Source organism: Undibacterium sp. Ji83W (assembly GCF_049340385.1).
Taxonomy (GTDB): domain Bacteria; phylum Pseudomonadota; class Gammaproteobacteria; order Burkholderiales; family Burkholderiaceae_D; genus Undibacterium.
Genome location: NZ_JBMPOZ010000001.1, coordinates 874,563 through 899,646, shown reverse-complemented (window position 1 = coordinate 899,646; position 25,084 = coordinate 874,563). Strand labels below are relative to the sequence as shown.

Here is a 25,084-nt window from a genome sequence, read left to right as displayed (position 1 = left end):
CAGCGAATAATTAATTGTAATCATGTCCAACCTACCCTATTTTTTCCAGCAATACGAACTCGCTGCCGATGCTGACGAGCGTGCTGTCAAACGCACCTATGCCAGGCAACTGAAAAAGATAGACCAGGAACATGATCTTGAAGGTTTTCAAGTCCTGCGCGAATCTTATGAACATGCGCTGGAATGGCTGAAGTATCGCAGCCGGATGACGCCAGATACAGCGCAATATGAAGACAGTGCAAAAAAAGAAAAGAATAAATCTGCTGAACTAAAGCCTGCTGTTGAACCAGTATTGGAGATTGCCAAACCGCAAGCTGAAGCTGCCAGGCCCGTGGCCCCAGTGCCGGAGCGTAAGCAAGATGCAGCGGCATCTAAAGTAAAAAAGACGCTGGATCAGATAAACTGGCCGCAGCCACTGCAGCCCACGCCACCCAGGTTTAAAAAAGAACCGCAGTCGCAGGAAAAATCACAAGCCAAGCCAGAATCCAAACCAGAACCAAAGCCAGAATCCAAACCAGAACCAAAGTCAGAGTCCAAACCAGAACCAAAGACACAAGCCAAGCCACAAGCAAAACCTCAAGCCAGGCAGCCAGGCCCTGCAGAAGCAGCCGGACTTTCTCCCGCTACGCTTGCTGAGCAAGTCTTTGCCGAAATGCTGAAAGCCATGCGTGCCCAGGCGGATAAGCCGGAGTTTGCCGGTCATTGCCTGCGCCAAGTGCTGGACGATGCACGTTTGTATCATATGGAAGCACGACATGCATTTGAACGCATGCTGGCCGCCTATCTGGTAAAAGGCTGGCGCTATGGCAATGGCGAATTGCTTGATGCAGCCTTTGAATGTTTTAGCTGGAACAAGGACAGAAAACGCATGCTGAATCTGGGGCAGCCAGGTCATCTGCTTGACCTGGCATTCATGGAAATGAGTGCTTTCCAGTCTCAGGGAACATTGGAAAAGCAGAGTCAAAGAGATTTATTGCTCAAATTCAGAAAGCCGCCCCCGCCAGGTGCCACAAGTCGTGGCAGGGACTTGAGAAAACTGGAAAGCATGGCTGAGCTGTATCCAATCTGGATCTGGATGATGACCAGCAAGGACAATTTCCTTGCCTGGAAAGCTTTTTCCACGACTAAATCCACTTCCCACTCATTTGAAAACGATGACGCACCCGAGAAAGAACCGATTAAAATGCGGCCCCGCGCAAAGGCCAGCGGCTATGAAAAAGTCTCCTTTTTTGAATCCCTGAAACGGGGCGGGCGTCTGTTGTCGAGAATTTATTTGGCCTTTATCGTGATCATGGTGCTTGGCGTGGCTATCCATGGAATGTGGACCAAGGACACGCCAGAGCCGGGCAGGCAGCAAGTCAAAGCGCCAGCTACGCCAGAAGAAAAATTCAATGCGGCATTCGCAGTACTCAAGACACCAAAACCAGACCCTGAATCTGCGGCCAAGGCTATCGGCAGTCTGACGCAGCTCGCCAATAGTGGGTATGTGCGCGCATCGTATCAATTAGGCTGGACCTATCAGGAAGGCGAAGGCACTGCCAGGGACGAGGCTGAAGCGCTCAAATGGTTTATCAAGGCGTCCGAACAAGGTCATCTGGCTGCAAAAGTGATGGCTGGTGATTACTACTTTGAAGGTAAGGGCGGGCCCAAAGACATTGCTGCGGCCCTGCACTGGTATGAGCTGGCGGCAGATCGTGGCCATAGTCTGGCACAAGTCAGGCTGGCACATATGTATGCCTCTGGCACTGGCGTCAAAAAAGATGGTAAGCGGGCGCTGGACCTGCTTGTTGCCGCCGCAGAAAAAGGACTATCCATCGCGCAGAGCGAGTTAGGCATGATACGGCTGCATGGTACTTATGACAGTGAAAAAGACGAAAAAAAGGCAGCTTACTGGTTTATGCTAAGCGCGCGTCAAAACGATATTGTCGGGCAAAGAATGTTTGGTCAAGTCTACGAAAAAGGCCTCGGTGGGTATTCTGTCGATCTGGTGAGTGCAGCAGTATGGTATGGCAAGGCAGCCGCTCAAGGTGACAAGGATGCAAGCAGGTATTTAAAAAACTTGTGCATGTTTTCAAATTACCCTCAATGTAGTTATCAAGGAGCGGACGTGAGACCAAGCTCAATTGTTCGCTGAACCTGCAACCTGCAACCTGTAACCCGTCACCGCTTTCTTGTATCTGACTTCTTATGTCTAATTTGCCAGGCTTTTTCCTTGAACACGATTTGGATGTGGATGCAGATGAGCGCACAGTCAAGCGTGTCTACGCCAAACAACTGAAACTGATAGACCAGGAAACTGATCTTGAAGGTTTTCAGGAATTGCGTGACGCCTTTGAAGAGGCGATGGCATGGGTACAGTACCAGCGACAACAGATTGCGGAAAAGGTGCAGGCCCCAGATGTTGATCTGTCAGCCGGGGCGACCGTGCAAGATGCTGTCACGCAGGAGACATCTGCTGCTGAGCATGCGCAAGCAGCATCTGATGATGCAAACAGTCCGGAAGCTATTGCCTATCAGATTGTCGTAGCAATGATAGAAGACATGCGCAGGCATCTGGATACGCCAGCCTATGCTGGCGAGCGTTTTTTGCAGACGCTTGATGATGAACGCCTGATACACATGGAAACCGGTTTGGCCTTTGAGCAAATGATTGCGCAATACCTTCTGCAAGGTTGGCAGCCAGGCAATGGCGAATTGTTTGATGTTGCCGGGGACCATTTTGGATGGAAAACAGATAGCAAGCGCTTGCTGAATTGGGGCGAGGGTGGACATATACTAGGCCGGGCACTTCTGGAGCAGGCAGAATTCAATAAAAAGAGTGAAGCCATCCGAGAAGGCCAGTGGGCTTTGCTGATGAAAGCAAGACATGAAAGCGAGCCTGCACACTATTACCTGTCAGTACACTTCCCCTTGATGCTACGCATACTGGATCTATACCCGGTTTGGGCGGTCATGATCTCCAGCAGGAACAATATCGAAGTATGGTATGCCAGATACGAGGCTATACAACATGATGCTTCTACTGAAAAGGAGCAGAGCTCACTTCAAGATTCACGAGAAAATAAGGAAATACCTTATTTCAGGGCCAAGTTTACGCTGGGTGTATTTTTCTGCCTTTTTTTAATATCCTGGATTGCCGGATTGGGGGACAAGAAGCCAGATCCAGCCGTAAGGTCTATACCGCCCTCACAAAATACACAAAATACACAAAATACTCAAGATCAGAGCACATACAGAGATAATAGTTACTTGGGCACGGTAGAAAGAAAACAGGAAGATTTGCTCTTGAATGCAGAACGGCTCAAGGAAATCGGTGAAAATTATTTTAGCGGGCACGCTGGCAAAACTCGCAATGTAGCTGAAGCGATTTATTTTTGGGAAATGGCATCAGAAAAAGGTAGCGCGGACGCATCTTATCAATTGGCGTGGATTTATGATGTCGGGAATGGCGTTGAAAGAGACTTAACGCAAGCATATAAATGGTATTCAAAAGCAGCAGAGCAGGGCGAGCTCAGGTCGCAATTGATGATGGGTAATTATTATTACGCGACCAGGAATGGTCATCAAGATTTAGGAAAAGCCGCCCATTTTTACGAGCTGGCTGCAAAAAAAGGCCATGCTGGTGCCCAGTTCATGCTCGCGATACTATATGACAAGGGCTTAGGCGTAGAGCGCAATCCAGAGAAAGCATTGGTGTGGATGCAGGCTGCGGCAGAAGGCAAGGATGCAAATGCTGAAGCCAATCTTGCGATTGCTTATTTGAATGGCGAGGACGGTGTCCGTAAAGACGAACTAAAGGCATATGACCTTGCCTCCAGGAGCGCAGCACAAAATAATCCAATTGGGCAAAGAGTGCTGGCACAAATGTATGAACGTGGCTTGGCAAAGCAGGCAGTTGATATGGCGAAGGCGGCCACCTTATATGCCGAAGCTGCTGCACATCATGATCAAAAGGCTAAAGACAAATTGCTCCAGATTTGCAAAAAGAAAAAATATGCAGGCTGCGCTTAGTTATTTTAGCTATTTTAGTTTTATCAGGCAGATTCCAGTTTAGTGGGCCACGCTCTATTTTTTCTGTAGCTTAACCAAGCCCACCGCCAGCGCCGCACAAATCAGTAAGCCACCCGCCAGCCTGATCACGTTCTCAGGATTACCACCCAGCCAGGCATGGTAATACAACGGCAGGGTGAAAATTTGTATGATCATGGGGATGACGATAAACATATTGAAGATACCCATGTACACCCCCGTGCGCTCTGCCGGTATGCTGCCTGCCAGCATGATATAAGGGTTGCCCATGATACTGGCCCAGGCCAGGCCCACGCCTACCATGGGGATGAATAATAGCGCTGGCGTATGTATGGCTGGTATGCTCATCATGCACAAGCCTGCCAGTGTCAGGCATGTTGCGTGGCTGATCTTGGGGCCAAAGCGGCGGGTAAAGGGCACCAGGGCGAAGGCGGCAATGAAGGCGATGAAGTTGTAGAAAGCGCCTATCTGTCCATTCAATAATCCTGCTTCACGAAAGCTGGCAGAACTGGGATCACTGGTGCCAAATATGCTGCGCCCCAGTGACAGCATGATGTATTGCCAGTAGCAAAACATGGCATACCACTGGAACAGTTTGACCAGCGCCAGTTGGCGCATGGTGGGCGGCATTTCTTTTATTGCCAGACCTATTTCAGCCAGGGTGGCACGCCAGCCGGTGGCCTGTTGCCTGATTTGTGCCAGTTGCTCGGCAGTGAGAGGAATCTCTGGCGTCGTCTTCAAAGTCCACAAGATAGAGGCAATCGAAAACACCGCACCGATGATAAAAGCCGCGATGACGATATAGGGGATGTGATGGCTGTTGACGCTATTGCTGTTCATGCCTGCCACCACCAGTATCGATGGTGTCAGGTAGGCCAGGGTTTGCCCCAGTCCAGTAAAAGCGCTTTGCGTCAGGAAGCCGACAGAATGCTGGCTGGCATCGAGTTTGTCACTGACAAAGGCGCGATACGGTTCCATGGTGACATTATTGGCAGCATCGAGTATCCACAACAAACCAGCTGCCATCCACAGCGTAGAACTGAAGGGCATGATCAATAAGCCCAGGCTGCACAGCACGGCACCAATCAGGAAGTAAGGCGTGCGTCTACCCCAGCGGCTGACAGTGCGGTCACTCATGGCGCCGATCAGCGGTTGCACCAGCAAACCTGTCACCGGACCTGCCAGCCACAAATAGGGCAGGCTGGCCTCGTCAGCGCCCAGGTAGGCATAGATGGGGCTCATGCTGCTTTGCTGCAAACCAAAACTGAACTGTATGCCAAAAAAACCAAAGTTCATGTTGATGATTTGCCAGAATGACAGACGGGGTTTGCCTGTCACCTGTTGCGGGCTGGCTGTGGCTGCATTCATGGTTTTGCTCCGCCGCTTGCAGTTGCTGGCAGGGTTTCAGTATCCCAGCGCTGTTGCCATTGTTCATAGAAGCCTGCATCGCTGGCAACTGCACCACGTACACCGCAGATGGCTGCAGCGAATTGATGGGCACGTTGCAGGCTGGTGAGCAGTGGCCAGCCGCGCTGCATGCCAAGTAAAAAGATGGCGGAGAAGGCATCGCCACCGCCTACGGTATCAACGACTTCAACTTTGGCGGCTTCGCTTGCACTACGCAGGTATTGCCCAGACTTATCCAGATAGGCATAACCGCGTTCACCCAGGGTGGTGATGATGGCTTGCAGCTTGAATAGCTGGATTAATGCTGTTGCATAAACCTGAATATCTGCATCATCCAGTGCACATTCGCTCACTTGTTTTGGTTTGCTCAGATAAATTTCTGCCAGTATCTGCAATTCTTCTTCATTGACTTTGAGTATGTCGGCAAACTGCAATGATTGTTCTATCGTCGTCAGGCTGTATTGCATGGCACGTAAATTCAAGTCCAGGTATTTGATTGCCTTTGTCTCTTTAAGCAAAGCATACAAGGCTGCGCGTGATACAGGGTTTCTTTGTGCCAGTGTGCCAAAGTAAAAGATACCCTGGTCATGCACGGGGCTGGCTTGTTGCATGGCTGTTGTGGCCGCCTGGCTGTCTATATAATCATATGCCTGCTCAGCCAAAATCTCGAAATGGTGTTTGGCCTTGTCCGTACTATCGTCTTGCGTCACCTTGACGCGTCCAGTAGGGTAGTGCTGGTCAGTCTGCAAGCCAGTTGCAGACAATTTGAAACGTTGCATGTCAGCGCGTATCAATTCTGCAGTCATATCATTGCCCACGCGAGAAATCACCAGGGGCGCACAATCAAAATAACCCAGGCTGCGTGCCACATTGAAAGGCGCGCCACCAACTACAGGCTGATCCGGGAAGTCATCGATCAGGGTTTCGCCAAAGATGATGATGGGTTTGCTTTGCAATGACATGGGTTTCTCTTCTGTTAGCGGGCTTGAATTGCGAAAATTACGAAAGGCGAGTATTTGTGCAATATCCAGTTTTCTCCTTCCCTTTCAAGGGGAAGGTCGGGATGGGGATGGGTTTCTTCAATTAAGTTGGCAAGTATTTTTTACCGAACCCCATCCCCACCCCAGCCCTCCCCTTGAAGGGGAGGGAGTTAGTTTTTGGTCATATTTCCCTGTTTCCTTACCAACCACAATTGCGAATATGCTTGTAATGTCACGGTAAGATCAACATCAAGCTTGCTCAACTGATCAATCCAGCCTTGTCCAGGAGTATCATAGCCCGCCAACAGTTCCGCTATATTCAAGCTGATACTATGTCCTGAAAAATTCCCCAAAAACAGCAAAGGTGCATCCGTGCTGCCACGCAAGAAAGCCAGCACGGCAGGATCTTTTGCATTCAACAAATACCGTGCAGCTTGCGCTGCCAGTTGCGGCAATTGCCGCCGTTGCTGCAACATATGAGCAAGCGCATTGAATACAGCACCAGCATCATGCGAGCTGGAATGACGCTGCCCATATAATTCTTTATCCCAGACGGGCCTGTGCAGCCAGCGGCTATCTGCAGACTGTGCCAGAACTTGCTGATATGCCTCATCATTCACCTGCGCCAGCTCATCACCCATATAGATCAGCGGCATGCCGCCAAAACAAAAACTCAGCCCATACAAGAGTAGCAGACGTTGCCTGGCCAGGTGTTTTTCTGTTGCTGTTTGTGCGCTGGAAAAGCCGGTCAGCGCCGCAGCCATGCCGACCGTGCCGTGTACTGCTGCCGGGTCATTGGCCTGGAAGCTGGCACCGCGGGCATAACTGTCGTCGCCACTATAAAAGCGGGATACCCTGGCCAGCCTTTGCTGTACATCTTCTGCCTCCATACTGGCTTCAGGCCGCAGCACATTCCAGCCTATATCATCGTGGCAGCGTACATAAGTCAGCCAGCTACTTTGTTGCGGTAGTGCTGGCGTGCCAGCAAATACATGGCGCAACAGGCTGGTGTCTTGTTCTGCCAGCGCTACCCAGGAGGCTGCCATCAGGCTGCTGTGATAGGCAAGGTGACATTCCTGTTTTGAATTTGTCTCATCGTTGCTGCCAAGGTAGGCGGGCAGTTCTGCCGTTTCAACAATGGCTTCAGCCTTTAGCAAGACGCCGGGAGCGGCGATATCCACCAGGCTGCGCAAGGCTTGCAAAATCTGGTGTGCTTCTGGCTGGTTCATGCATTTTGTGCCTGCGCGCTTCCACAAGAAAGCGGTGGAATCGAGGCGAAAAGCTTCGATGCCACGGTTCGCCAGACGCAACAGGGCTGCCGCCATCTCGGCAAAGACCTTGGGGTTGCTGTAATTTAAATCCCACTGGTAAGGGTAGAAGGTAGTCCATACCCATTCCTGCAGTTCAGGTACAAAGCTGAAATTGCCAGGGGCAACTTGCGGAAAAACCTGGCCAAGATTTTTTTCAAAATTATCCGGGGTTGTGCGGTCAGTGTAATGATAAAAATAATCGCGGTAGTGCGGGTCACCGTGCTTTGCCGCGATAGCCCAGGGGTGATCATCTGCCACATGGTTGAGGATAAAGTCAGAACACAGGCTAATCCCTGCTGCACGCAGGGCAGTGCTGAGCTCTTCCAGGTCCGCCATATTGCCGAGACGCGGTTCTATCGCATCAAAATCGGCTACGGCAAAGCCACCATCATTTTCGCCAGCACGGGCTTTTAAAAAAGGGAGCAAGTGCAGGTAAGTCACGCCAAGTTCCTGCAGATGCGGGATACGCTTTTGCACGCCGCGCAAGTCACCGGCAAAGCGGTCTACATAGCAGCAATAGCCAAACATGTTTTCTTTGGTGAGCCAGTTCTTGTCTGCACTTCTGGCGTCATCCAGAGCTTGCAAGGGCAGGGGGCGTGCCGCGATGGCCTCGCCTGTGACTTGCAAGAGTTCTGTCAGCCATGTGGCATAAGCTTGTTCATTACTGAATTTATCACCATACAGGGTCTGCAGCGTTTTATATAAATCGGGGAGATGTTTTGCCAGCCTGGACATTATGCTCGCGTGCATGTCCGGTGCTAGCTTGCTGAGCAAGGCTGTGAGGAATGGTGCTGTGTTCGATGCGACAGACATGGTGCAGGCAGTGCCTTAGAAAAAACGGGTCAGTAAAAATGGCTCCCCCACATGTTGGGGGTGTAGGGGAGCCTAAAGTGCTACCAGGGACTATTGCCGGAAGCGTGGATGGGGCTACTGCGCGGCGTGATTTTGGGTCTGCGATGCTCGACGTACTTAAAGTACGACTGCGCGTCTTAACCCAAACTGACGCCGCTCGCTACACCCCCTCCACGCTTCCTACGCACGGGAGGGAGATGTTCGCTGCGCTCCATCCTAGCTTCTTAAAAACTATACTTAAGTGACGCTTTAATGCTGCGTCCATTGATGGATCTTGCTGCGTGTCCGTCGCCTTCTACTTCGGTGTAGCCTATGTTGTTCGTCAGGTTGTTGACGCTCAGTGAGACCTGGACGTGGTCGTTGATGTTGTAGTTGACGAAGGCGTTCAGGACGTGGAAGGCGGGCAGGATCAGGGTGTTGGCGTCGTCACCGTAAGACTTGCTGGTACCTATCAGGCTGGCACCGAAGACGGTTTCACCCATGGTATAGGTGGGGGCAATCTGATAGGTGTAGCTGGCCTGGCGGCGTGGGGTCTTGCCGACCACTGATTTGTCATTCGCTGCCGTGATGCTGGCGTTGGTGTAGGTCAGTCCACCAGTGACACGGAAGGCGTTGTAGCGATAGCTGGCTTCGATTTCCACACCTTTGGCATCGTAGTTATTGGCGGTGAATTTTTGTGTTGTTGCCTCAAAATTTGATTCTTCTGTCTTCGCCTGGAACAGGGTCACAAAGCTGCTGAAGCTGCCGGCTTTCCATTTCACACCTGCCTCGGTTTGCTTGACGATATTGGTACTGATCGGTGTGCTGCCATCCAGCGGGTTGCCAAACATGATGCGGTCGGCATTGAAGGCGATGCCTTCGCTGACGCGGGCAAACACGGCGACATCTTTGGTGACACGATAATTGGCACCGAAAGAGTAAGACGTATGGTTCACGCCGTAGTTGATGAATTTGGTATTGGCCGCACGATAGCTTTGATTGACTGCCTGGTTGAAGGTGCCGCTGGCATCCTGCTTGTCATAGCGCAGGCTGCCATCCAGGTTCCAGTTACCGCTTTCCCAACCGAGGTTGGCATACATGGCATTGGTCTTGTATTGCGCATCGATATTGCGGTTGCAGCAGCCGCCGAACACATCTGTACCTTGTGCCAGTAAGCCAGGTGTTCCGGCAATCGTGCCATTTGAATTCAGCAGTGCAGGTTTGTCACCGCTGGACTGCATCAGGTATTGATTGAAGTTCCAGGTCACGCCCAGGTTTTGCAGGGACGAATACCAACCTACGGTAGTGGCGAACTTGCCGCTGGATGTCTCAAATACCCTGGACAATTTCATGTCATTGACGGTACTGCCCAGGTCATCGATTGAGGTATTGAAGACCGTTGCCGTAAATGCTGCACCAGTGTATGCCTTGCCCGCATTGGGGCCGGTGGCGTAAGTCATATTCGTTGCTGCGGCACCGCTGACACCAGCATCAGCCGGGAAGATGGAAATAAAGCGACCTGTATTATTCGACTTGCGGAATTTTTCATCCAGGGTCCAGCCTCCACCCAGTTTCAAGGATGCTTCTGCACCAAAGGCATTGTTGACGACATGCAGGCCATCGTTCACATTCGTCGCTATCTTGTTATTGTTTTTGTCGAGAACAATATCGCGTGTCCAGTAGGGGGAATAAAAACTGGCCGTGCGCGGGTCTATGCCGGGCAGTTCCGAGATATTGCCATTCACCGTCCTGACTGGCACTGGCATGTTCATCGGTGTTTTATCGTCCAGATGCTTGAAGCTCAGGCGCAGGTAGCCATTGTCCAGTTCATGCGTGATATTGGCGCGCAGTTGGCCACCTTCTTCAGCTGTCAGACCAGCTGGGCGTGAGCTGTCGCCACTGCGATAATAACCAGCGATAAAGGCGCGTGTCTTGTCAGACAGAGCCGCGCCGTAATCAAAGTCAAAGCGGGTCTGGCTAAAATCCACACCCTTGCTGATGCCTATGCTGCCGCCTTTTTCATTACCATTCTTGCTGATGAAATTGATGATGCCGCCTGGTGAATTAGTGGCCATTGTTGATGCCGTGCCACCGCGTACTACTTCCAGATGTGAAAGGCTGCCATCGGCGCGCAGATACATGTCTGGTGTGACGAAGGCGATATCGCCAAATTGCAGCAGTGGCAAACCATCTTCCTGGAATTGCACATAGCGCGCACCACCGGCAGAAATAGGCACACCGCGCACAGTCAGGTTGGCATTACCTTCACCACCTGATGATTCTGCACGCACACCAGGGATAGAGCGCAAAATTTCTGCCGCATTGGTCGGGGCTGATTGAGAGATCTGGTCAGCATCAATGGTACTGATGGATACGCTGGCCTTCATCTTTGAAGTGCCTGTAGGAGTACCCGTCACGATGACGGAATTCAAGTTCAGGGAGTTTTTATCTTTGTCTACTGCTGCTGTATTGTCTTGCGCCCATGCACCGTTCATGTGCAGTAAGGCCAGGGAAATGACGCTGGCCATGCGCGTCATTTTGATGTGTGATGATTTCATTGCTGTCTCCGCTGTCATCATTTTATAAAGCCGCGCAGAATAAGTCTGCGCATGCGTGTGTCTTACCTTATTGCCTGAACATCCGCATCACGCTGGTAGCTGTGATGCTGTGTCAGTCACAAAAGACCTCCAACAATTTTCGCCGCGCTCTTTGGACGTTCAGGCAGATTTAATTTGAAAACCAGCCGTCGTACTCTATGGCGCTTTTTTGCGATCCCTGGTTTGCCAAGGCAAACGCTGTTGAAGATCTTTTGTAGTGCAGGTGAAGAGAATTATCTGGTAAATTACATTTTATTGCAATCGATTGCAAAGATGCGTTGCAATAAAATGGTGCAACATTTCTTTATGGTAAATTTAATGGTGTGGAAGGCGGGGGAAAAGAAGATTTTGGGGCAAAGGATTGCGTACTATGAAATTTAAGCAGATTTCCCGGTTATTCGCGCTCATCACAATGTAACAAGAGCATCTGGCAGGCTTTGTGTTTTGTGAGCAACAGAGTGGCTGAATAGAGTCATTTATATTGCGATGCACAATGAAAATCAAGGGGGAGTATTGAGGTTTTCTGTAGGAATACTTCAAATTCTTATGAGTTATTGCAATCGGTTGCAGCGTATAGTCATAATTTGAATAAACTACGCTTGCCCTGCCCCCGCAGGGTGTGTTCCAATGCACCAGTTAACGGAAGGGCGAAATTTTTACAAGAGAATTTGAAAGGCAAGAAACATTGCCAGCGAAGGAAAATCTCACATGAGTTGCACTACCCAATACAAACACTGCTCGCCCTGATCATCAATTCAGTAGGTAATAACTGCGCCTCGCTATTGCCATCTTCTATCAGGGTCAACAGGGCATCGACCAGTGCCAGGCCAGCTTGTGCCATAGGCTGGCGTACGGTAGTCAGTGGCGGGTGAAAGTAGCGTGCCAGTTCTATGTCGTCGTAACCAACCACGGCGACATCATCCGGCACACGGTAATTATTTTCGCGCAGGCTGTTGATGCTGGTCATGGCCAGCAAATCGCTACAGGCAAACAGGGCATCGAAGCTGGTTTTGCGGCTGCACAGTTCTGCCACTGCCAGTTTGCCACCTTCTTCTATGAAGGAAGCAGGGACGACCAGTTTCTCGTCAAGAGTTATGCCGTGCTGCGCCAGCGCCTTGCAATAACCCTCATAGCGTTGCGCTACTTCAGGCAATTGCGTGTCACCAAAAAAGGCGATGCGCTTGCGGCCGCTTTGCAGCAGATGCTCAGTGGCTTTTTGCCCGCCAGTGACATTGTCACTACCCACGGTCACATACAATTGCTGCGGTAATTGCGCACCCCAAACCACGATGGGCACGTGGCGTGCAGCCAGCTGGTTCAACTGGTCATGGTGACGCCACTGGCCTATCAGTATCACGCCCAGTACACGGCCAGTATCAAAAATCTGCGCCGCGTTATCCAGATGCTCTGCATCGATGCGTGACAACAGCATGTCAAAGCCACGGTCGGTCAATGCATCGGCGAGGCTACCTAAAATGCCCAGGAAGAAGGGGTCCGATAAATGCTGGCGGGTTTCAGAATCAAAGGGCACGACTACGGCAATCGTGCGTGTCTGCTTCAGGCGCAAATTGCGGGCATCAATATTGATGGAATATTTGAGTGAGCGTGCCAGCTCAGCAATGCGCTGACGAGTCTCATCATTGACCAGGCTGCTACCACTCAGGGCACGTGACACCGTCGAGGTAGAGACCCCGGCCAGCCGCGCAATATCAGCCATTTGCAAACGGCGCTGTTCTTTGCTGGCGGACTTGTGTATGTCTGCTGTGGTGTCCGTCTTGGCTTTCATCATTTTTTCTGAGATTGTTAAGTGCAACACATGCTAGATTCCAGAATGCATTATAAAACTGAATAAGACTAGTCGCATTCAAATTGTCCTGATCATTTGAGGATATTCACGCCTCAGGATAATGACACGGTTAAGGTGGTTGCCATTATCATAGAGAAGATTTTTTTCCTTTTATTATTGGATGCGAACCTCATTCGCTGAGAAAAAATGAATTTGCAGGAATACACATACTTGTGGGATGGCAGTCAGCCCGGATGGACACTGACAATATTAGATCACGTAATATGGAATTTTCGATTTCAGTTTGGAGCAGGAGGACCAAGCAAAAGTGACATTATTAATTTGCACAAATTGCTACCAGAGTTCGAACGTGAATCACTGTCGCATGTGTACAGCATATTAAAAGCTTGTACAAGCTACACAAGCAAAGAGTGCCTTGGAAATATCGAGGCCCGGCACTTGTCTGCTTCTGCTGCATCGCTAGGATTGAAAGTCATTTTTGATTCTCACAATAGAGGGTTTTACAAGGCAAACTCTGAAAATGGTAAGGAATTGACCATCACGGACATGGTCTTAGGCGCAATGATCGCGGCGAAAATGAAAGAGGCGGGTTTGCCAGTCCAGGAGACGCACGTCGATTGAGTATGTCAGTTTTAGTATTTACTTGTGACTGCAAAAACATGATGTATTAACGCTCAGGCCTGATCCCCTGTTGTTCACGCCATTCCTTCAACAAAGCCTGGCGGGCGCGCGGATAGGTTTGGTCGGCTACCTGCAAGCCCTGTATGCGGTCTGTACGGAAATGCCGGAAATCATTGCGCAATTCACACCAGGCGACAATGATACGCAGGTTATCGAAGAAGGACAGGGCGCAGGGCCAGATGGTGCGCTCGCTGGCTTGGCCGGTTTCATCCTGATACTCCAGCACGAGTTTGTGCTGTTTGCGTATGGCCAGGCGTATCTGGCGTAATTGTTCATCATTGCCGTCACTCTTGCAGCCGGGGCCGATCAGCAAGCCGCTGGTTTCCAGTTCCAGCCGCGCTTCTGCTGGCAAGACCGAAGCGATTTTTGCCAATGCATCACGCGCAGCCAATGCCAGTTTATGGTCAGCTTGCTGCGCCACCCATTTTGAGCCAAGGGCAATGGCGGCGATTTCTTCTTCAGTGAACATCAAAGGTGGCAGTGTAAAGCCGGGTTGCAAGACATAGCCTATGCCAGCTTCACCAGCAATCTTTGCGCCCTGGCTTTGCAATGTGGCGATATCGCGATACAGGCTGCGCAGGCTGATACCCAGTTCTTGTGACAAGCTTGCACCATTAACGGGATAGCGGTGTCGGCGCAGGACTTGCATCAGCTGTAGCAGGCGTTCAGTGCGCGACATACGTATCTTCAGTTGTTATCTGGGTCATGGCAATTCATTTGTCAGTAGTAATTTGCACAATTTTACCCTGTTGCACATCGATCTTGCGCCTTGCCGAGCTTGCACTGCATTACAGCAACTTCGTCAGCGTAATCTTACGTAACTATCGTCTTCGTCCGATTTTGTTCTTTAAGGCTGGAGGCTAGTATACAGGTCATGGATGCAGGGAAGAGTAGCGGAGTAAGTTGGAAATCAGATACGGGGAGTTGACAATGCCACAAGCCACCTGGAGCGCAAAAAGAGAGCGCCAGTTCAAACATATCAAGGATGGTTTAATTAAAAGTGGCCGTAAGCCCGGTTTGGCTACAGAAATTGCTGCACGCACCGTTAACAAAGAAAGGGCGCAGCATGGTGAAAGCAAAGAAGCGAGCAATACCTCCCAGCAGGATATTCCTGCGGGGAGGCGTGGCGGACTTCATTCACATAGCGGACCTGCAGGTCGCACTTTTGCGCAGTTATATCAGGAAGCACGCAGGAAGAATATCCGGGGCCGCTCAGGCATGAACAAGGCAGAACTGGAGCAGGCAGTTGATTATGGCAGGCGTATTAAACGGCAAGAACAATAAGAACAATAAGAGCAGTAAGCAATAAGTAGTAATAAATAAAGTAAAAAAGAAGCAAAAAAAGAAGCAAAAAAGAAACGTAAAAAATTATATAAATCTTCTGCATGGGTAAGATCATGATTATCATCGGTATCAATAAAGCACCGGCACATCAATGGTTGCTCGTTGCATTACGGACCGCAAAGGCTGCGGCGGAAGCGAATGAAGTTGAATGGGAATACGCCCATATCAGAATAGAATTGCCACAAGGTCGTTCATATTCCAAGTTGCCAGGGCATATGAACCTGGTCGAAAATTGACTGCAACAAACACAATCTGACCGAGGGGGAAGATCATGCATACGCCACAACTCATCTTGTATGGAATGTTGGCCGTGATCTTGCTCACTTCATTTTTCGTGAAGAGATGATCATGAGCGCTCACTATTTAGCCCTGGTCGTATGCAGCCTGCTGATGTATGCACAATTCGCCTGTGCCCAAGAAGTAATATTTTCCCCGGACACTGAAATGATCGCGCAGCAGGCCAGCCTCTCCAAAGAACTATCTAAAGAGCTGCCTGCCATTGATAGGAAATCCAGGCAGCCTGACGATGCCAGCGTATTGAATGAAAAAGCAGCGCCAGCGCGTGTGGTTGACAATGTAGCTGACAAAGCTGAATTGAATGGCCCACCTGTGCCACCAGTTACTGACGCGCAGCTTGCCAGCAGAGGGGGAAGTACTCAGGCAGCGAATGGACAGGACTTGTATACCCGTGTCACGAAAGAGTACTACAGTCAGTCTGCCAATCTTCCCGGTAAGCAGGAAAAACCGGGCACTTTGTCCAGGTTCGGCCTGCGCTATTCTCAAAGCGGTAATGACCATCTTTGGTTGGAATACCGCTTCAGCGAAAAAGGCGCCTTACGCTTGCGTGGCGCAGCTCACCGAGGTGTGAGGGTGCTTGCTGTTTTTGAATATTGAAATTCGGTATTCAGGCAAAGACATGAATTAATGAATCAATTGATTTAGTCCCCCCAACAATTTTTACAAACCGGTGTAAGCATTATCTGCCGACTATGCCAGTCCAGCGTGTCTGACATCTAAGGTATTGTTCCCACATTCTACTTATACAGTTTTACAGGTACTGACATACCTGATCAGGAGCTAGCATGAACAGCAGATTTCAAGCTGCAATTGAGCGAACACCCACCATGCATTACAAGAATTATGATATTTTTGTGATCGCCTTTCCAAGGCCCGATGGTCATTGGTCTACCAGTGGCGAAGTGCAAAAGTATGGTGCTGAAGGACTGGAAATTGCCCAGCAATTCAGTGGCCCCTTCAAGGCAAGCAGCGAAACCGAAGCCAAGCTTGCCGTTATCCGTGACGCCAAATTAAAGATCGATGCGATACTGGCCGATTTGAATTAATTAAGCTGAATTAATTAAGTTGCCCGTCATTTTTTTCCATTATTCTTGCCGCCATGGCGAAGCAAGGTATCGCCAGTAAACAGGGTGTCATGGTCACCATCACGGCGATGGTGATAGGTGTACTGTAGGCAGCGGTTCTGAACACGTCAGCCAAGCCACCCACGGCAAGGTTGCCAAGCGAAGTGCCGAACAAGGTCATGCACAAGATCATGAATGCTGTCATGGTAGAGCGCAATTGCGCAGGTACCAGATCTTGCAGACAGGCGAATAAGGGGCCATATCCTATGGTAATCATCATGCTGCCTATGAACATGCAGATATAAAACGCCATGCCCGTGGTATCAAGCAGGCGGTAGATATAGCCTACCGGTACACCTAGCAGATAAATCAACGCCAGGAACCATAAGCGCCCACCGGCACGGCGCGCTTGCAGCAGATCCGCAAGATAGCCACCCAGCAGTGCTCCCAGCACACCACCAGCGATAAACATGACGCCAGCCAGCTGCTGGGCAGATTTTTGATTCATGTGCCGTTCTTGCACCAGCCATAATTGGTCAAGCACAAATGCACCCTGGGCAAAAATCACCAGGACACCACCCAGGATGAGCAAGCACAAAGCGGGCGACGCACGCAAGGCTTGCAGGATTTCTGCATAGACGGCAGTGACAGGGCGTTTGCTGGCAGCCTATTTTATTTCTTGTTCGTCACGTGGTTCACGCAAGAAAAACAAAAAAACAGTCAACACCACACCGATTGCGCCCAGAGCAAAAAAACAATTGCGCCAGCCTATTGCAGCCCCCAGAGTGCCAGCAATAATAAAAGCTGCACCTATGCCTATGGGGGCACCCAGATAGTAGAAGCCTGCAGCGAAAGCGCGTTGATCTTGCCTGAATCTATCTCCCAGCAAGCCCAAAGCTGTAGGCGTCAAGGTCGCTTCACCGACGCCAGTGAACATGCGCACCAGACCCAGTTGCATGAAATTATTGGCAAAGCCGGTGGCTGCAGTCAGCGCACTCCAGCTAAAAATACCTATGGCAATCAGACGTGGCCGGTGTACGCGGTCTGCCAGCGCCCCCATGAACAATCCCATCACCGTGTAAAACGTGGTGAAAACAAAGCCGGTCAATAAAGTGAATTCAAGGTTGCTCAAATGCAGATCACGGATCATGTCTACTGCAAAACCTTGCATGAGGAAACGGTCGGCAAAGTTCAGGATGTTTAGTAAAGTAAGAAACACCAATAGCATGATCGCCCGGCCACGCTTGCCAGTCATTTTGCTGCGGGATGAAAGATCTGACGTCTCTCCTTGTTCGAGGGCAATTTGATGGTTCATGATTGGCTTTGGTGTGCCTGTATTAATTTAAGCGAATAATTATTGGTTGAATAACCAATATTTGAATATTATGCGAAGCGCTTGTTATCTGCAAGATAAATTTGGTTGGATAACCAAAAAAAGTAGCAGATGCAGATTTGTTCAGATATGACTTTGTTGAGTTTAAGTAATCAGTTATTTCTGGCTAAACTTGATCTCGCTTAGCATCTTCTCGCTTAGTATCTCATTTAATATTTGGCAACATCGTAATGCTTGTTTTGCAGATAAGCCTAAGCAAAGCATCCTTCATGACAGAACCCGGGAGCATCCTTGAAATTAATCTTTAATTTATTGATATCAACATTTTTAGCCTTGCAGGCCCCGGTCTGGGCGCAAGAGAACAAAGCGGCTCCAGCAGAAGAAGCGCAATACCTGCAAGTTCTTAATGAAGGTGCCAGCCTGGTCAGGTCTGGAAAAATCAAACAGGCTATCCCTTATTTTGACAAGGTGATTACCAGTTATGAGCGAAAATATAAGGGCAGCAAGCAAAAAATATTTTGTGCCCGATCTACTGCTGAGTCCTTGGCTTATTTATTGGAATCGGCCAATCAGAGTAAGAATAGTGCCGTGGTGTTGTCCGCCAACTGGGCTGACGCCTATTATTTGAAGGCCTATGCACTCGTCAGCTTGGGACAATTGGGTGAAGCCAGGCCATTGCTCGAACGTGCTATTGCACTCTCGCCTGGCAATTTTCAATATCGCGCAGAGCTTGGACATGTTTATCAACAAGAGAAAAATTGGCAAATGGCTTTAAACGCTTTCGAGCTGGCTGAGAAAAACGCAGGTAAATACTCAGAACCAGCCACAAAAAATGCCGAGCTAGGCCAGGCTATGCGCGGCAAGGCTTACGTCTTTGTTGAACAAGGCAAGCTGGACGAGGCAGAGCAAGTGTACTTGCAATGTCTGGAGCTTGATAAAAACGATGTCAAAGCGCGTAATGAATTGACTTATGTGCGGGAACAAAAGTCCAAACTCAAGTGAAATGCGTCGTGTTGCTGTGGGCTTGCAGACTATCTGGCCGAACTCCTATCCGGCCAGGTTTGCCCTACAAAACACTAAACCTGCAATTCCTCAATCAGACTAATAATCTCTTTACCGTAGCTTTCCAGTTTCTTGTCACCCACGCCGGATATCGCACGCAGAGCCGACAGGGTAGCGGGCTGCTGGCGAGCGATTTCACGCAGGGTGGCGTCAGGGAAGATGACATAGGCTGGCACGTTATGGGTGCGTGCCGTTTCCACCCGCCACCAGCGCAGCTTGTCGAATACGGTTTGGGCTTTGCTGTCGAGATCGGATTCGGCAAAGTCCTTGGCTGACTGGCGTTTGTGCTTGACGGCTTTCTCGGCTTTTTTGTACTGGCGTAACTGCACCTTGATTTCACCGCGCAGTACCGCACGTGATGCTTCTGTCAGTTTCAGTGAGCTATAGTTTTCATAATCGACGGCGACCAGGCCAAGGGCGATCATCTGGCGCAGCAGGGCGCGCCATTCGGCTTCGCTCTTGTCTGAGCCTATGCCATAGGTGGACAGTTTTTCATGCCGCCATTGCTGCACTCGCTCAGTATCAATGCCACGCAGGATGTCGATGACGTGGCCAGCTGCAAAGCGCTGGTCCACACGATAGACTGTGGACAGGATTTTTTGCGCCGCCACACTGCCATCAAAAGAAACCGGTGGGCTGATGCAGGTGTCGCAATTGCCGCAAGGCTCAGCCTTCTGACCAAAATACTCAAGGATGTGGGCACGCCGGCAATTCAGGGTTTCACATAGCGTGAGCATGGCGTCGAGTTTGACACTTTGCACACGCTTGAAGGTTTCATTGGCTTCTGACTCATCAATCATGCGGCGCTGTTGTACTACATCCTGCAAGCCATATGCCATCCAGGCATTGGCGGTAGCGCCATCACGGCCTGCACGGCCAGTTTCCTGGTAATAGCCTTCTATGCTTTTTGGCAAATCCAGATGCGCGACAAAGCGTACATCGGGTTTGTCTATGCCCATGCCAAAAGCGATGGTGGCGCACATGACGATGCCATCTTCACGCAGGAAGCGCGCTTGGTTACGGCTGCGGTCTTGCAAGTCCATACCGGCATGATAGGGTAGGGAGCTAATACCGTTTTCGTTCAAAAATTCAGCAGTTTCTTCGACCTTTTTGCGTGACAAGCAATACACGATGCCAGCATCACCGCTGTGCTGGGCCGTAATGAAGTCCAGCAATTGCTTGCGGCCATTAGCTTTTTCGACGATCTGGTAGCGGATATTCGGGCGGTCAAAAGACGACACGAACTGCATTGCGTTTTCCAGCTGCAGGCGATGAATGATTTCATCACGGGTTTGCTGGTCAGCCGTTGCTGTCAGGGCAATTCGCGGTACGTTAGGAAAGCGCTCATGCAGCGCTGATAGCTTGATGTATTCAGGGCGGAAATCATGGCCCCATTGCGAAACGCAATGGGCCTCGTCAATCGCAAACAGGGCGATGTTGACAACTTGCAGCAGTTCCAGGCAGCGTTGGGTCAGCAGGCGTTCTGGGGCGATATATACCAGATCAATATCGCCTTCGCGCATCTTCTTTTCCACCGCCAGGATTTCATCAAAGCTCTGGGTGGAATTCAAGAAGGCGGCACGTACACCCACCTCGGCCAGGGCATCGACCTGGTCCTGCATGAGGGCGATCAGTGGCGATACGACTATGCCTACGCCATCGCGTATCAATGCCGGTATCTGGTAACACAGGGACTTACCGCCACCGGTAGGCATCAGCACCAGGGCATCGCCGCCATTGACGACATGCTCAACGATTTGCCCTTGCTGGGAGCGGAAAGCCGGGTAGCCGAAGATGGTCTGCAATAAATGCAAAGCCTGGTCTACTGTATTGTCGCTGGTCCCGGTATTGCTATAGCCCGCTGCTGTCACTGCCGTTGTCAATTCTGTTGTCACCTCAGTTGTCACCAATTAGTCTGCCCAGGTAATCGCGCCAGTGTAGGCGGTGATCAGGATCATGATACCAAAGGCAATACGGTACCAGGCAAACACATTGAAATTATGCGAGCTGATATAACGCAACAACCAGCGCACGCAAAAGAAGGCTGATATAAATGCCGCAACCGTACCCAGGCTGAACATGGGCAAGTCAGCCATCGACAAATCTTCACGCGCCTTGTACAGCGAATACACAGTGGCACCCAGCAGGGTAGGTATCGCCAGAAAGAAAGAGAATTCAGTTGCAGCTTTGCGTGACAGGCCAAACAGCATGCCGCCAATAATCGTTGCACCAGAACGGCTGGTACCAGGGATCAGTGCCAGCGATTGCGCCAGGCCTATCTTCAATGCATCCAGCAGGCTCATATCATCCACGGTTTGTATGCGCGCATGGCTATTGTCGTGGTTGTCAGCGCCTGCATGTTTGCGCTCAACAAACAGGATGATGATGCCGCCGATGATGAAGGCAAGGGCAACCGGTACTGGCGCAAACAAGACGGCCTTGATTTTTTTGGAAAATAGCAAGCCCAGTACGGCTGCTGGCAAAAAGGCGACGATGAGGTTCAGGGCAAATTTGCGCGCCTTGGGATCGCTGCCCAGGCCGCTGACGACGCTGGCGATCTTGGCGCGGTATTCCCAGCACACAGCGAAAATCGCACCTGCCTGTATGACGATCTCAAAGACCTTCACCTTTTCGCCGGTGAAGTTGAGCAAACTCCCTGTCAAAATCAGGTGACCGGTGGAGGAGATGGGCAAAAATTCCGTCAAGCCTTCGACGATACCCATGATGATGATTTTGACGGCGAGTAGTAGATCCATAAAACACGAAAATAATGAAGTTTTAGTCGGGACGAAGCTTAGCATGTCGCCCGCCACACCTGCTTGGAAATTTGCTGGTAATAGACTGTGAATGGTCTTTGAATGACCTGCACCCAAACATGGAAATTATCAATTTTGCCATTGTTTTTGATTTGCCAGATGGCAGTAACCTGCACCTGAAGTACTGTATTTCAGTACTTTATCTAATTTCATTGTCGCCAAACTTATCCATCGCGATACTTCGAGCTGTTTATGAATATGGCTAGATATCGCATGTCCCTGCAACCCAAACGATTTATTGCATTTTGCAAGACTGGCCTTGGCGCCAGTTCGCGTGCGGGCATGGCAGTGGGGATGGTAATCGGGGCGGCAATGGGCTTGGCTGCTTGCAGCACCACCATGCCTGTTCAACCAACTCAGGCCGGGCTGGGTTATGACAGCGGCGAAGCTGTCTTGACTGAATACCGTAGTAACCAGGTCGAAGTCGTGGTGGTGCGGCAGCAATATGTCTGGCGCTTGCCGGACGCCAACCAACATCTTGCCCAGTTTGCCCACCATATTCAGGTAGATGGCAGCGTGCCAGCGCGTTTGCAAGAGTTTGTGGTCACTTACCGCAAATCACCGCGCCAGCAGCGCAGCATGCCGGTAGATAGCGGCGTGATGACCGCAAGCCTGATTGATGAAGTGCAGATCAGCAGAAATGGTCAGTTCCTGTTGAAAGAAAGCATATCGCCCGCGTTTACCGGTGAGCAAAGTTACCGCCGCCTGGAAGCTGCCAAGCTCAGGGTCGGTGATGAAACTTATGTGCTGACGGTGGCAAATGGTTTTTTACACAGGCCCATGTGGCTGGCCATATTTGCGGCTGATGGCAGCCCTGTCTATCGCATCGGCCTGCCGCATGGTCACTGGCAGTTTACTGAACATGCCGACGGTATCTCCATGGTGGATACCTCTGGCTCAGGCAGGCGTTTGTTGATCAGGCCGGAACACTAATGGATAGCAAGCCAGGGGTAGCGCCATTTCGCTTTGCTCTGATTGCTTGCTTATGTATGAATTTGAGTGGCTGCTTTGTGCCTCTACCCATCATCGGCGGCGGTATTGCCTGGGCAGCACGAGACAGCGATGCAGTCAGAGAAGAAGCCTGGAATTACCCTGAATTTAAGGAGAAACATGTGCAAACAGAAATCACCCAACAAGCAGTAAACAAGAAGCGCACTGACCGCAATAATTATTTTGCTGACTTTGCCGACCATGTCCATGTACGCCGCAATACACCTACCAGGATGGGTTCATTTGAATTCAATTTCGTACGCTCAGGCACTGATAATGGTGTGTTGATCCAGGTTTATCATGATGGCCTGCGCATCATGCTGGAACGCATACCCTCCGCCTTTTACATGGGCGAATTGCAAGCCAGCGAAGTGCAGATAGGTGGGCGCGATTACCTCTTGCTGGCCGCTAATTCCCGTACCAGTACCCAGCGCATGTGGTTTGGTATCTTCCGTCATGATGGTAGCAAGCTATATGCCGCCAGCCTGGAACAGTCTGTTGTGCGCGTCAATCAAAATGAAGACGGCATCTCACTGTTCTTTTTGAGCGGTGATTCCATGCGCATCAAGATTTGAGACGCATTATTGCGATCGTCATTGCTGATTTCTAAAGAAGGTTTTAAACTCAGACCACCAATGTTGCTGATGCAGCAGTGATGATGGCCTGAGCCTGCATCTATTAAAACTCTTCCCAATCCTGTTCAGCCTTCGCAGTAGTTTTTCTTTGCGGGATCTGGCGGATTTGTGCTTTGGCTGTATTTGCTGTGTTGCCTGGTCTGCCTGCAGCTCTGGCAATGACTGGCTGGCGTCCGGCATTGACGGGGCGGCTAGCTTGTACCTCCGGCTTTGGTGCCTGTGCCATGATATGGAATTGGGCGACCAGTTCAGAGAGTCTTCCAGATTGCTCGCGCATGCTTTCTGCCGCTGCCGCAGCTTCTTCGACCAGGGCCGCGTTTTGCTGCGTCATCTCATCCATTTGCGTGACGGCCAGGTTCACTTGCTCAATACCGGCACTTTGCTCCTGGCTGGCCGCAGTGATTTCACTCATGATGTCGGCCACATGCTGGACGCTGGTGACGATGTCTGTCATGGTTTGGCCAGCAGTATCCACCAGGCGGCTACCATGCTCGACCTTGCCTACCGAGTCATCAATAAGGTGCTTGATTTCCTTGGCGGCAGATGCGCTGCGCTGTGCCAGGTTACGCACCTCAGTCGCTACCACGGCAAAACCACGACCCTGTTCACCTGCGCGGGCAGCTTCAACGGCGGCATTCAAGGCCAGGATATTGGTCTGGAAGGCTATGCCATCAATGACAGAGATAATATCGACAATCTTGCGTGAACTCTCTTTGATCGAGCCCATGGTTTCAACCACCTGGCCCACCACTTCACCACCCTTGACGGCGACACCAGATGCCGAGATCACCAGTTGGTTGGCCTGACGGGCGTTGTCCGCATTTTGCCTGACTGTGGATGTCAGTTCTTCCATCGACGAGGCGGTTTCTTCCAGTGAGCTGGCTTGTGATTCTGTACGCGACGACAGATCAGCATTGCCAGAGGCAATTTCAGCCGCTGCCACATTGATGGTCTCAGTGCCATGGCGTACATCACCAATGACGTTGCTCAGGCCAGTGTTGATGCCGTTGATGGCATGCATCATCTTGCCGATTTCATCATGCAGTTTGATTTCTATGGTCTCACTCAAATCGCCTTGCGCCATTTTTTCAGCAACTGCCGTGGCCCTTGCGAGCGGCCTGGTAATCGAGATAGTCATCAGCCAGGCGCAGAGTATCGACAGCATGGCGGCGATCAGCGACAGGGCAATCAAAAGGATGCGGCTGGTTTGATAGGTCTGCTGGATTTCAGCTGACATGTCGTCAATCTGCTTGCGTTGCAAGCTCAGCATTTCTTCTATTTTTTTGACATACAGCGCAGCTGCGGGAATAAAGCCTTTTTCCAGGGCTTCGTTGGCTTCTTCGACTTTGCCATCTTTTTTCAAGGTAACAACGGTGTTACGGGTATTCAGGTAAGCCTGGCGCTGTTCACCGATTTCTTTGAAGAGAGCGACTTCATCGGGGCTGGTCATATGTTCAGCAATGGCTTTTTGCAACAAGCCAGATACGCGGGTGGACTCTTCCTGTTCTGCGGCAAAGAAAGTTGCCAGCGACGGATCGCTACTTCTGGCAATTGCCGTTGTGCGGCGCACGCCGGTGTGAATATTGCGGTACCAGTCACTCACCAGGCGCTCGGTCGCCAGTGGGTCTTTCAATAGATTATCTGCTGCCGCAGCAACGGTATTAAGTTTGATGATAGCGACGAGGGTAGTCACAAAGAACAGAGCAAGGATGAGTACAAAGCCCAGGCCTAAGCGTTTGCCCACCGAAAGGTGTTTAACTAGAGAGGTCATAGATTTTCTATTTGTTGTCGTAAGACAAATTGAAAATGCAGACCCCTATACTGATGTATGGTGTGGCGGATGGCCTGCATCATAAAGATTGGAAATATAATTTCCATGCGGCAATTATACGTTGAAGTTA

General features: G+C 50.5%; 20 protein-coding genes and 1 pseudogene. 11 read left to right on the top strand and 10 right to left on the bottom strand.

Annotated elements, in window-relative coordinates; translation table 11 throughout:
- Nucleotides 1–22: 22 nt before the first annotated feature.
- The gene (locus ACO0LD_RS04065; protein ID WP_423003942.1) at nt 23–2,134 is read left to right on the top strand and encodes a hypothetical protein; all 2,112 of its coding nucleotides are present in this window, start codon (nt 23–25) and stop codon (nt 2,132–2,134) included.
- Nucleotides 2,135–2,187: 53 nt separating this feature from the next.
- Nucleotides 2,188–4,011: a tetratricopeptide repeat protein gene (locus ACO0LD_RS04060; protein ID WP_423003940.1), complete on the top strand. Its 1,824-nt coding sequence runs from the start codon at nt 2,188–2,190 to the stop codon at nt 4,009–4,011.
- 54 nt (nt 4,012–4,065) lie between these two features.
- On the opposite strand, the gene ACO0LD_RS04055 is transcribed toward ACO0LD_RS04060, so the two are convergent.
- The 4 genes from ACO0LD_RS04055 to ACO0LD_RS04040 form a co-directional block, all read right to left on the bottom strand.
- The gene (locus ACO0LD_RS04055; RefSeq protein ID WP_423003938.1) at nt 4,066–5,397 is read right to left on the bottom strand and encodes an MFS transporter; all 1,332 of its coding nucleotides are present in this window, start codon (nt 5,395–5,397) and stop codon (nt 4,066–4,068) included.
- Nucleotides 5,394–6,398 (bottom strand): PfkB family carbohydrate kinase, encoded by a 1,005-nt coding sequence (locus ACO0LD_RS04050; protein WP_423003936.1) that lies wholly within the window; start codon nt 6,396–6,398, stop codon nt 5,394–5,396. Before ACO0LD_RS04050 ends, ACO0LD_RS04055 begins: the two co-directional genes overlap by 4 nt.
- A gap of 188 nt (nt 6,399–6,586) precedes the next feature.
- On the bottom strand, nt 6,587–8,476 hold the full coding sequence (locus ACO0LD_RS04045) for an amylosucrase (protein ID WP_423003934.1): 1,890 nt from the start codon (nt 8,474–8,476) through the stop codon (nt 6,587–6,589).
- A gap of 326 nt (nt 8,477–8,802) precedes the next feature.
- A complete protein-coding gene (locus ACO0LD_RS04040; RefSeq protein ID WP_423003932.1) occupies nt 8,803–11,115 on the bottom strand; it encodes a TonB-dependent receptor in 2,313 nt (770 codons plus the stop codon).
- A 174-nt stretch (nt 11,116–11,289) separates the two neighbouring features.
- Here ACO0LD_RS04040 and ACO0LD_RS04035 point away from each other — a divergent pair, with 174 nt between their 5' ends.
- Nucleotides 11,290–11,535, top strand: a complete 246-nt coding sequence (locus tag ACO0LD_RS04035; RefSeq protein ID WP_423003930.1) for a hypothetical protein — start codon at nt 11,290–11,292, stop codon at nt 11,533–11,535.
- Nucleotides 11,536–11,872: 337 nt separating this feature from the next.
- On the opposite strand, the gene ACO0LD_RS04030 is transcribed toward ACO0LD_RS04035, so the two are convergent.
- Nucleotides 11,873–12,943 carry a LacI family DNA-binding transcriptional regulator gene (locus tag ACO0LD_RS04030; protein ID WP_423003928.1) on the bottom strand — a complete coding sequence of 357 codons (1,071 nt, stop codon included), beginning with the start codon at nt 12,941–12,943 and terminating at the stop codon, nt 11,873–11,875.
- A 204-nt stretch (nt 12,944–13,147) separates the two neighbouring features.
- Between ACO0LD_RS04030 and ACO0LD_RS04025 the strand changes: the two genes are divergently transcribed.
- On the top strand, nt 13,148–13,582 hold the full coding sequence (locus ACO0LD_RS04025; protein WP_423003927.1) for a hypothetical protein: 435 nt from the start codon (nt 13,148–13,150) through the stop codon (nt 13,580–13,582).
- A 46-nt stretch (nt 13,583–13,628) separates the two neighbouring features.
- On the opposite strand, the gene ACO0LD_RS04020 is transcribed toward ACO0LD_RS04025, so the two are convergent.
- Nucleotides 13,629–14,321 (bottom strand): helix-turn-helix transcriptional regulator, encoded by a 693-nt coding sequence (locus ACO0LD_RS04020; RefSeq protein ID WP_423003926.1) that lies wholly within the window; start codon nt 14,319–14,321, stop codon nt 13,629–13,631.
- A 251-nt stretch (nt 14,322–14,572) separates the two neighbouring features.
- Here ACO0LD_RS04020 and ACO0LD_RS04015 point away from each other — a divergent pair, with 251 nt between their 5' ends.
- The 4 genes from ACO0LD_RS04015 (at nt 14,573) to ACO0LD_RS04000 (ending at nt 16,329) form a co-directional block, all read left to right on the top strand.
- On the top strand, nt 14,573–14,926 hold the full coding sequence (locus ACO0LD_RS04015; RefSeq protein ID WP_423003925.1) for a plasmid stabilization protein: 354 nt from the start codon (nt 14,573–14,575) through the stop codon (nt 14,924–14,926).
- Nucleotides 14,927–15,039: 113 nt separating this feature from the next.
- Complete coding sequence (locus ACO0LD_RS04010) at nt 15,040–15,222, top strand: hypothetical protein (RefSeq protein WP_423003924.1); 183 nt, start codon at nt 15,040–15,042, stop codon at nt 15,220–15,222.
- Nucleotides 15,223–15,334: 112 nt separating this feature from the next.
- Complete coding sequence (locus ACO0LD_RS04005) at nt 15,335–15,880, top strand: hypothetical protein (RefSeq protein ID WP_423003923.1); 546 nt, start codon at nt 15,335–15,337, stop codon at nt 15,878–15,880.
- A 188-nt stretch (nt 15,881–16,068) separates the two neighbouring features.
- A complete protein-coding gene (locus tag ACO0LD_RS04000) occupies nt 16,069–16,329 on the top strand; it encodes a hypothetical protein (RefSeq protein ID WP_423003922.1) in 261 nt (86 codons plus the stop codon).
- Between the two features lie 10 nt (nt 16,330–16,339).
- Here the strand turns inward: ACO0LD_RS04000 and ACO0LD_RS03995 are convergent.
- Nucleotides 16,340–17,575 (bottom strand): annotated as a pseudogene (locus ACO0LD_RS03995) (MFS transporter).
- A 396-nt stretch (nt 17,576–17,971) separates the two neighbouring features.
- Here ACO0LD_RS03995 and ACO0LD_RS03990 point away from each other — a divergent pair.
- On the top strand, nt 17,972–18,682 hold the full coding sequence (locus tag ACO0LD_RS03990; RefSeq protein WP_423003920.1) for a tetratricopeptide repeat protein: 711 nt from the start codon (nt 17,972–17,974) through the stop codon (nt 18,680–18,682).
- Nucleotides 18,683–18,756: 74 nt separating this feature from the next.
- On the opposite strand, the gene recQ is transcribed toward ACO0LD_RS03990, so the two are convergent.
- Both recQ and ACO0LD_RS03980 read right to left on the bottom strand, forming a co-directional pair.
- Complete coding sequence (recQ, locus tag ACO0LD_RS03985; protein ID WP_423004085.1) at nt 18,757–20,613, bottom strand: DNA helicase RecQ; 1,857 nt, start codon at nt 20,611–20,613, stop codon at nt 18,757–18,759.
- Nucleotides 20,614–20,652: 39 nt separating this feature from the next.
- The gene (locus tag ACO0LD_RS03980; RefSeq protein ID WP_423003918.1) at nt 20,653–21,498 is read right to left on the bottom strand and encodes an undecaprenyl-diphosphate phosphatase; all 846 of its coding nucleotides are present in this window, start codon (nt 21,496–21,498) and stop codon (nt 20,653–20,655) included.
- Nucleotides 21,499–21,750: 252 nt separating this feature from the next.
- On the opposite strand from ACO0LD_RS03980, the gene ACO0LD_RS03975 reads away from it, so the two are divergent.
- Nucleotides 21,751–22,491 (top strand): hypothetical protein, encoded by a 741-nt coding sequence (locus ACO0LD_RS03975; protein WP_423003916.1) that lies wholly within the window; start codon nt 21,751–21,753, stop codon nt 22,489–22,491.
- Entirely contained in the window at nt 22,491–23,123 is a 633-nt protein-coding gene (locus ACO0LD_RS03970; RefSeq protein WP_423003914.1) for a hypothetical protein, read from the top strand. The genes ACO0LD_RS03975 and ACO0LD_RS03970 overlap by 1 nt, the downstream gene beginning before the upstream one ends.
- Before the next feature lie 103 nt (nt 23,124–23,226).
- Here the strand turns inward: ACO0LD_RS03970 and ACO0LD_RS03965 are convergent, their stop codons facing one another.
- The gene (locus tag ACO0LD_RS03965) at nt 23,227–24,954 is read right to left on the bottom strand and encodes a methyl-accepting chemotaxis protein (protein ID WP_423003912.1); all 1,728 of its coding nucleotides are present in this window, start codon (nt 24,952–24,954) and stop codon (nt 23,227–23,229) included.
- Nucleotides 24,955–25,084 lie beyond the last annotated feature (130 nt).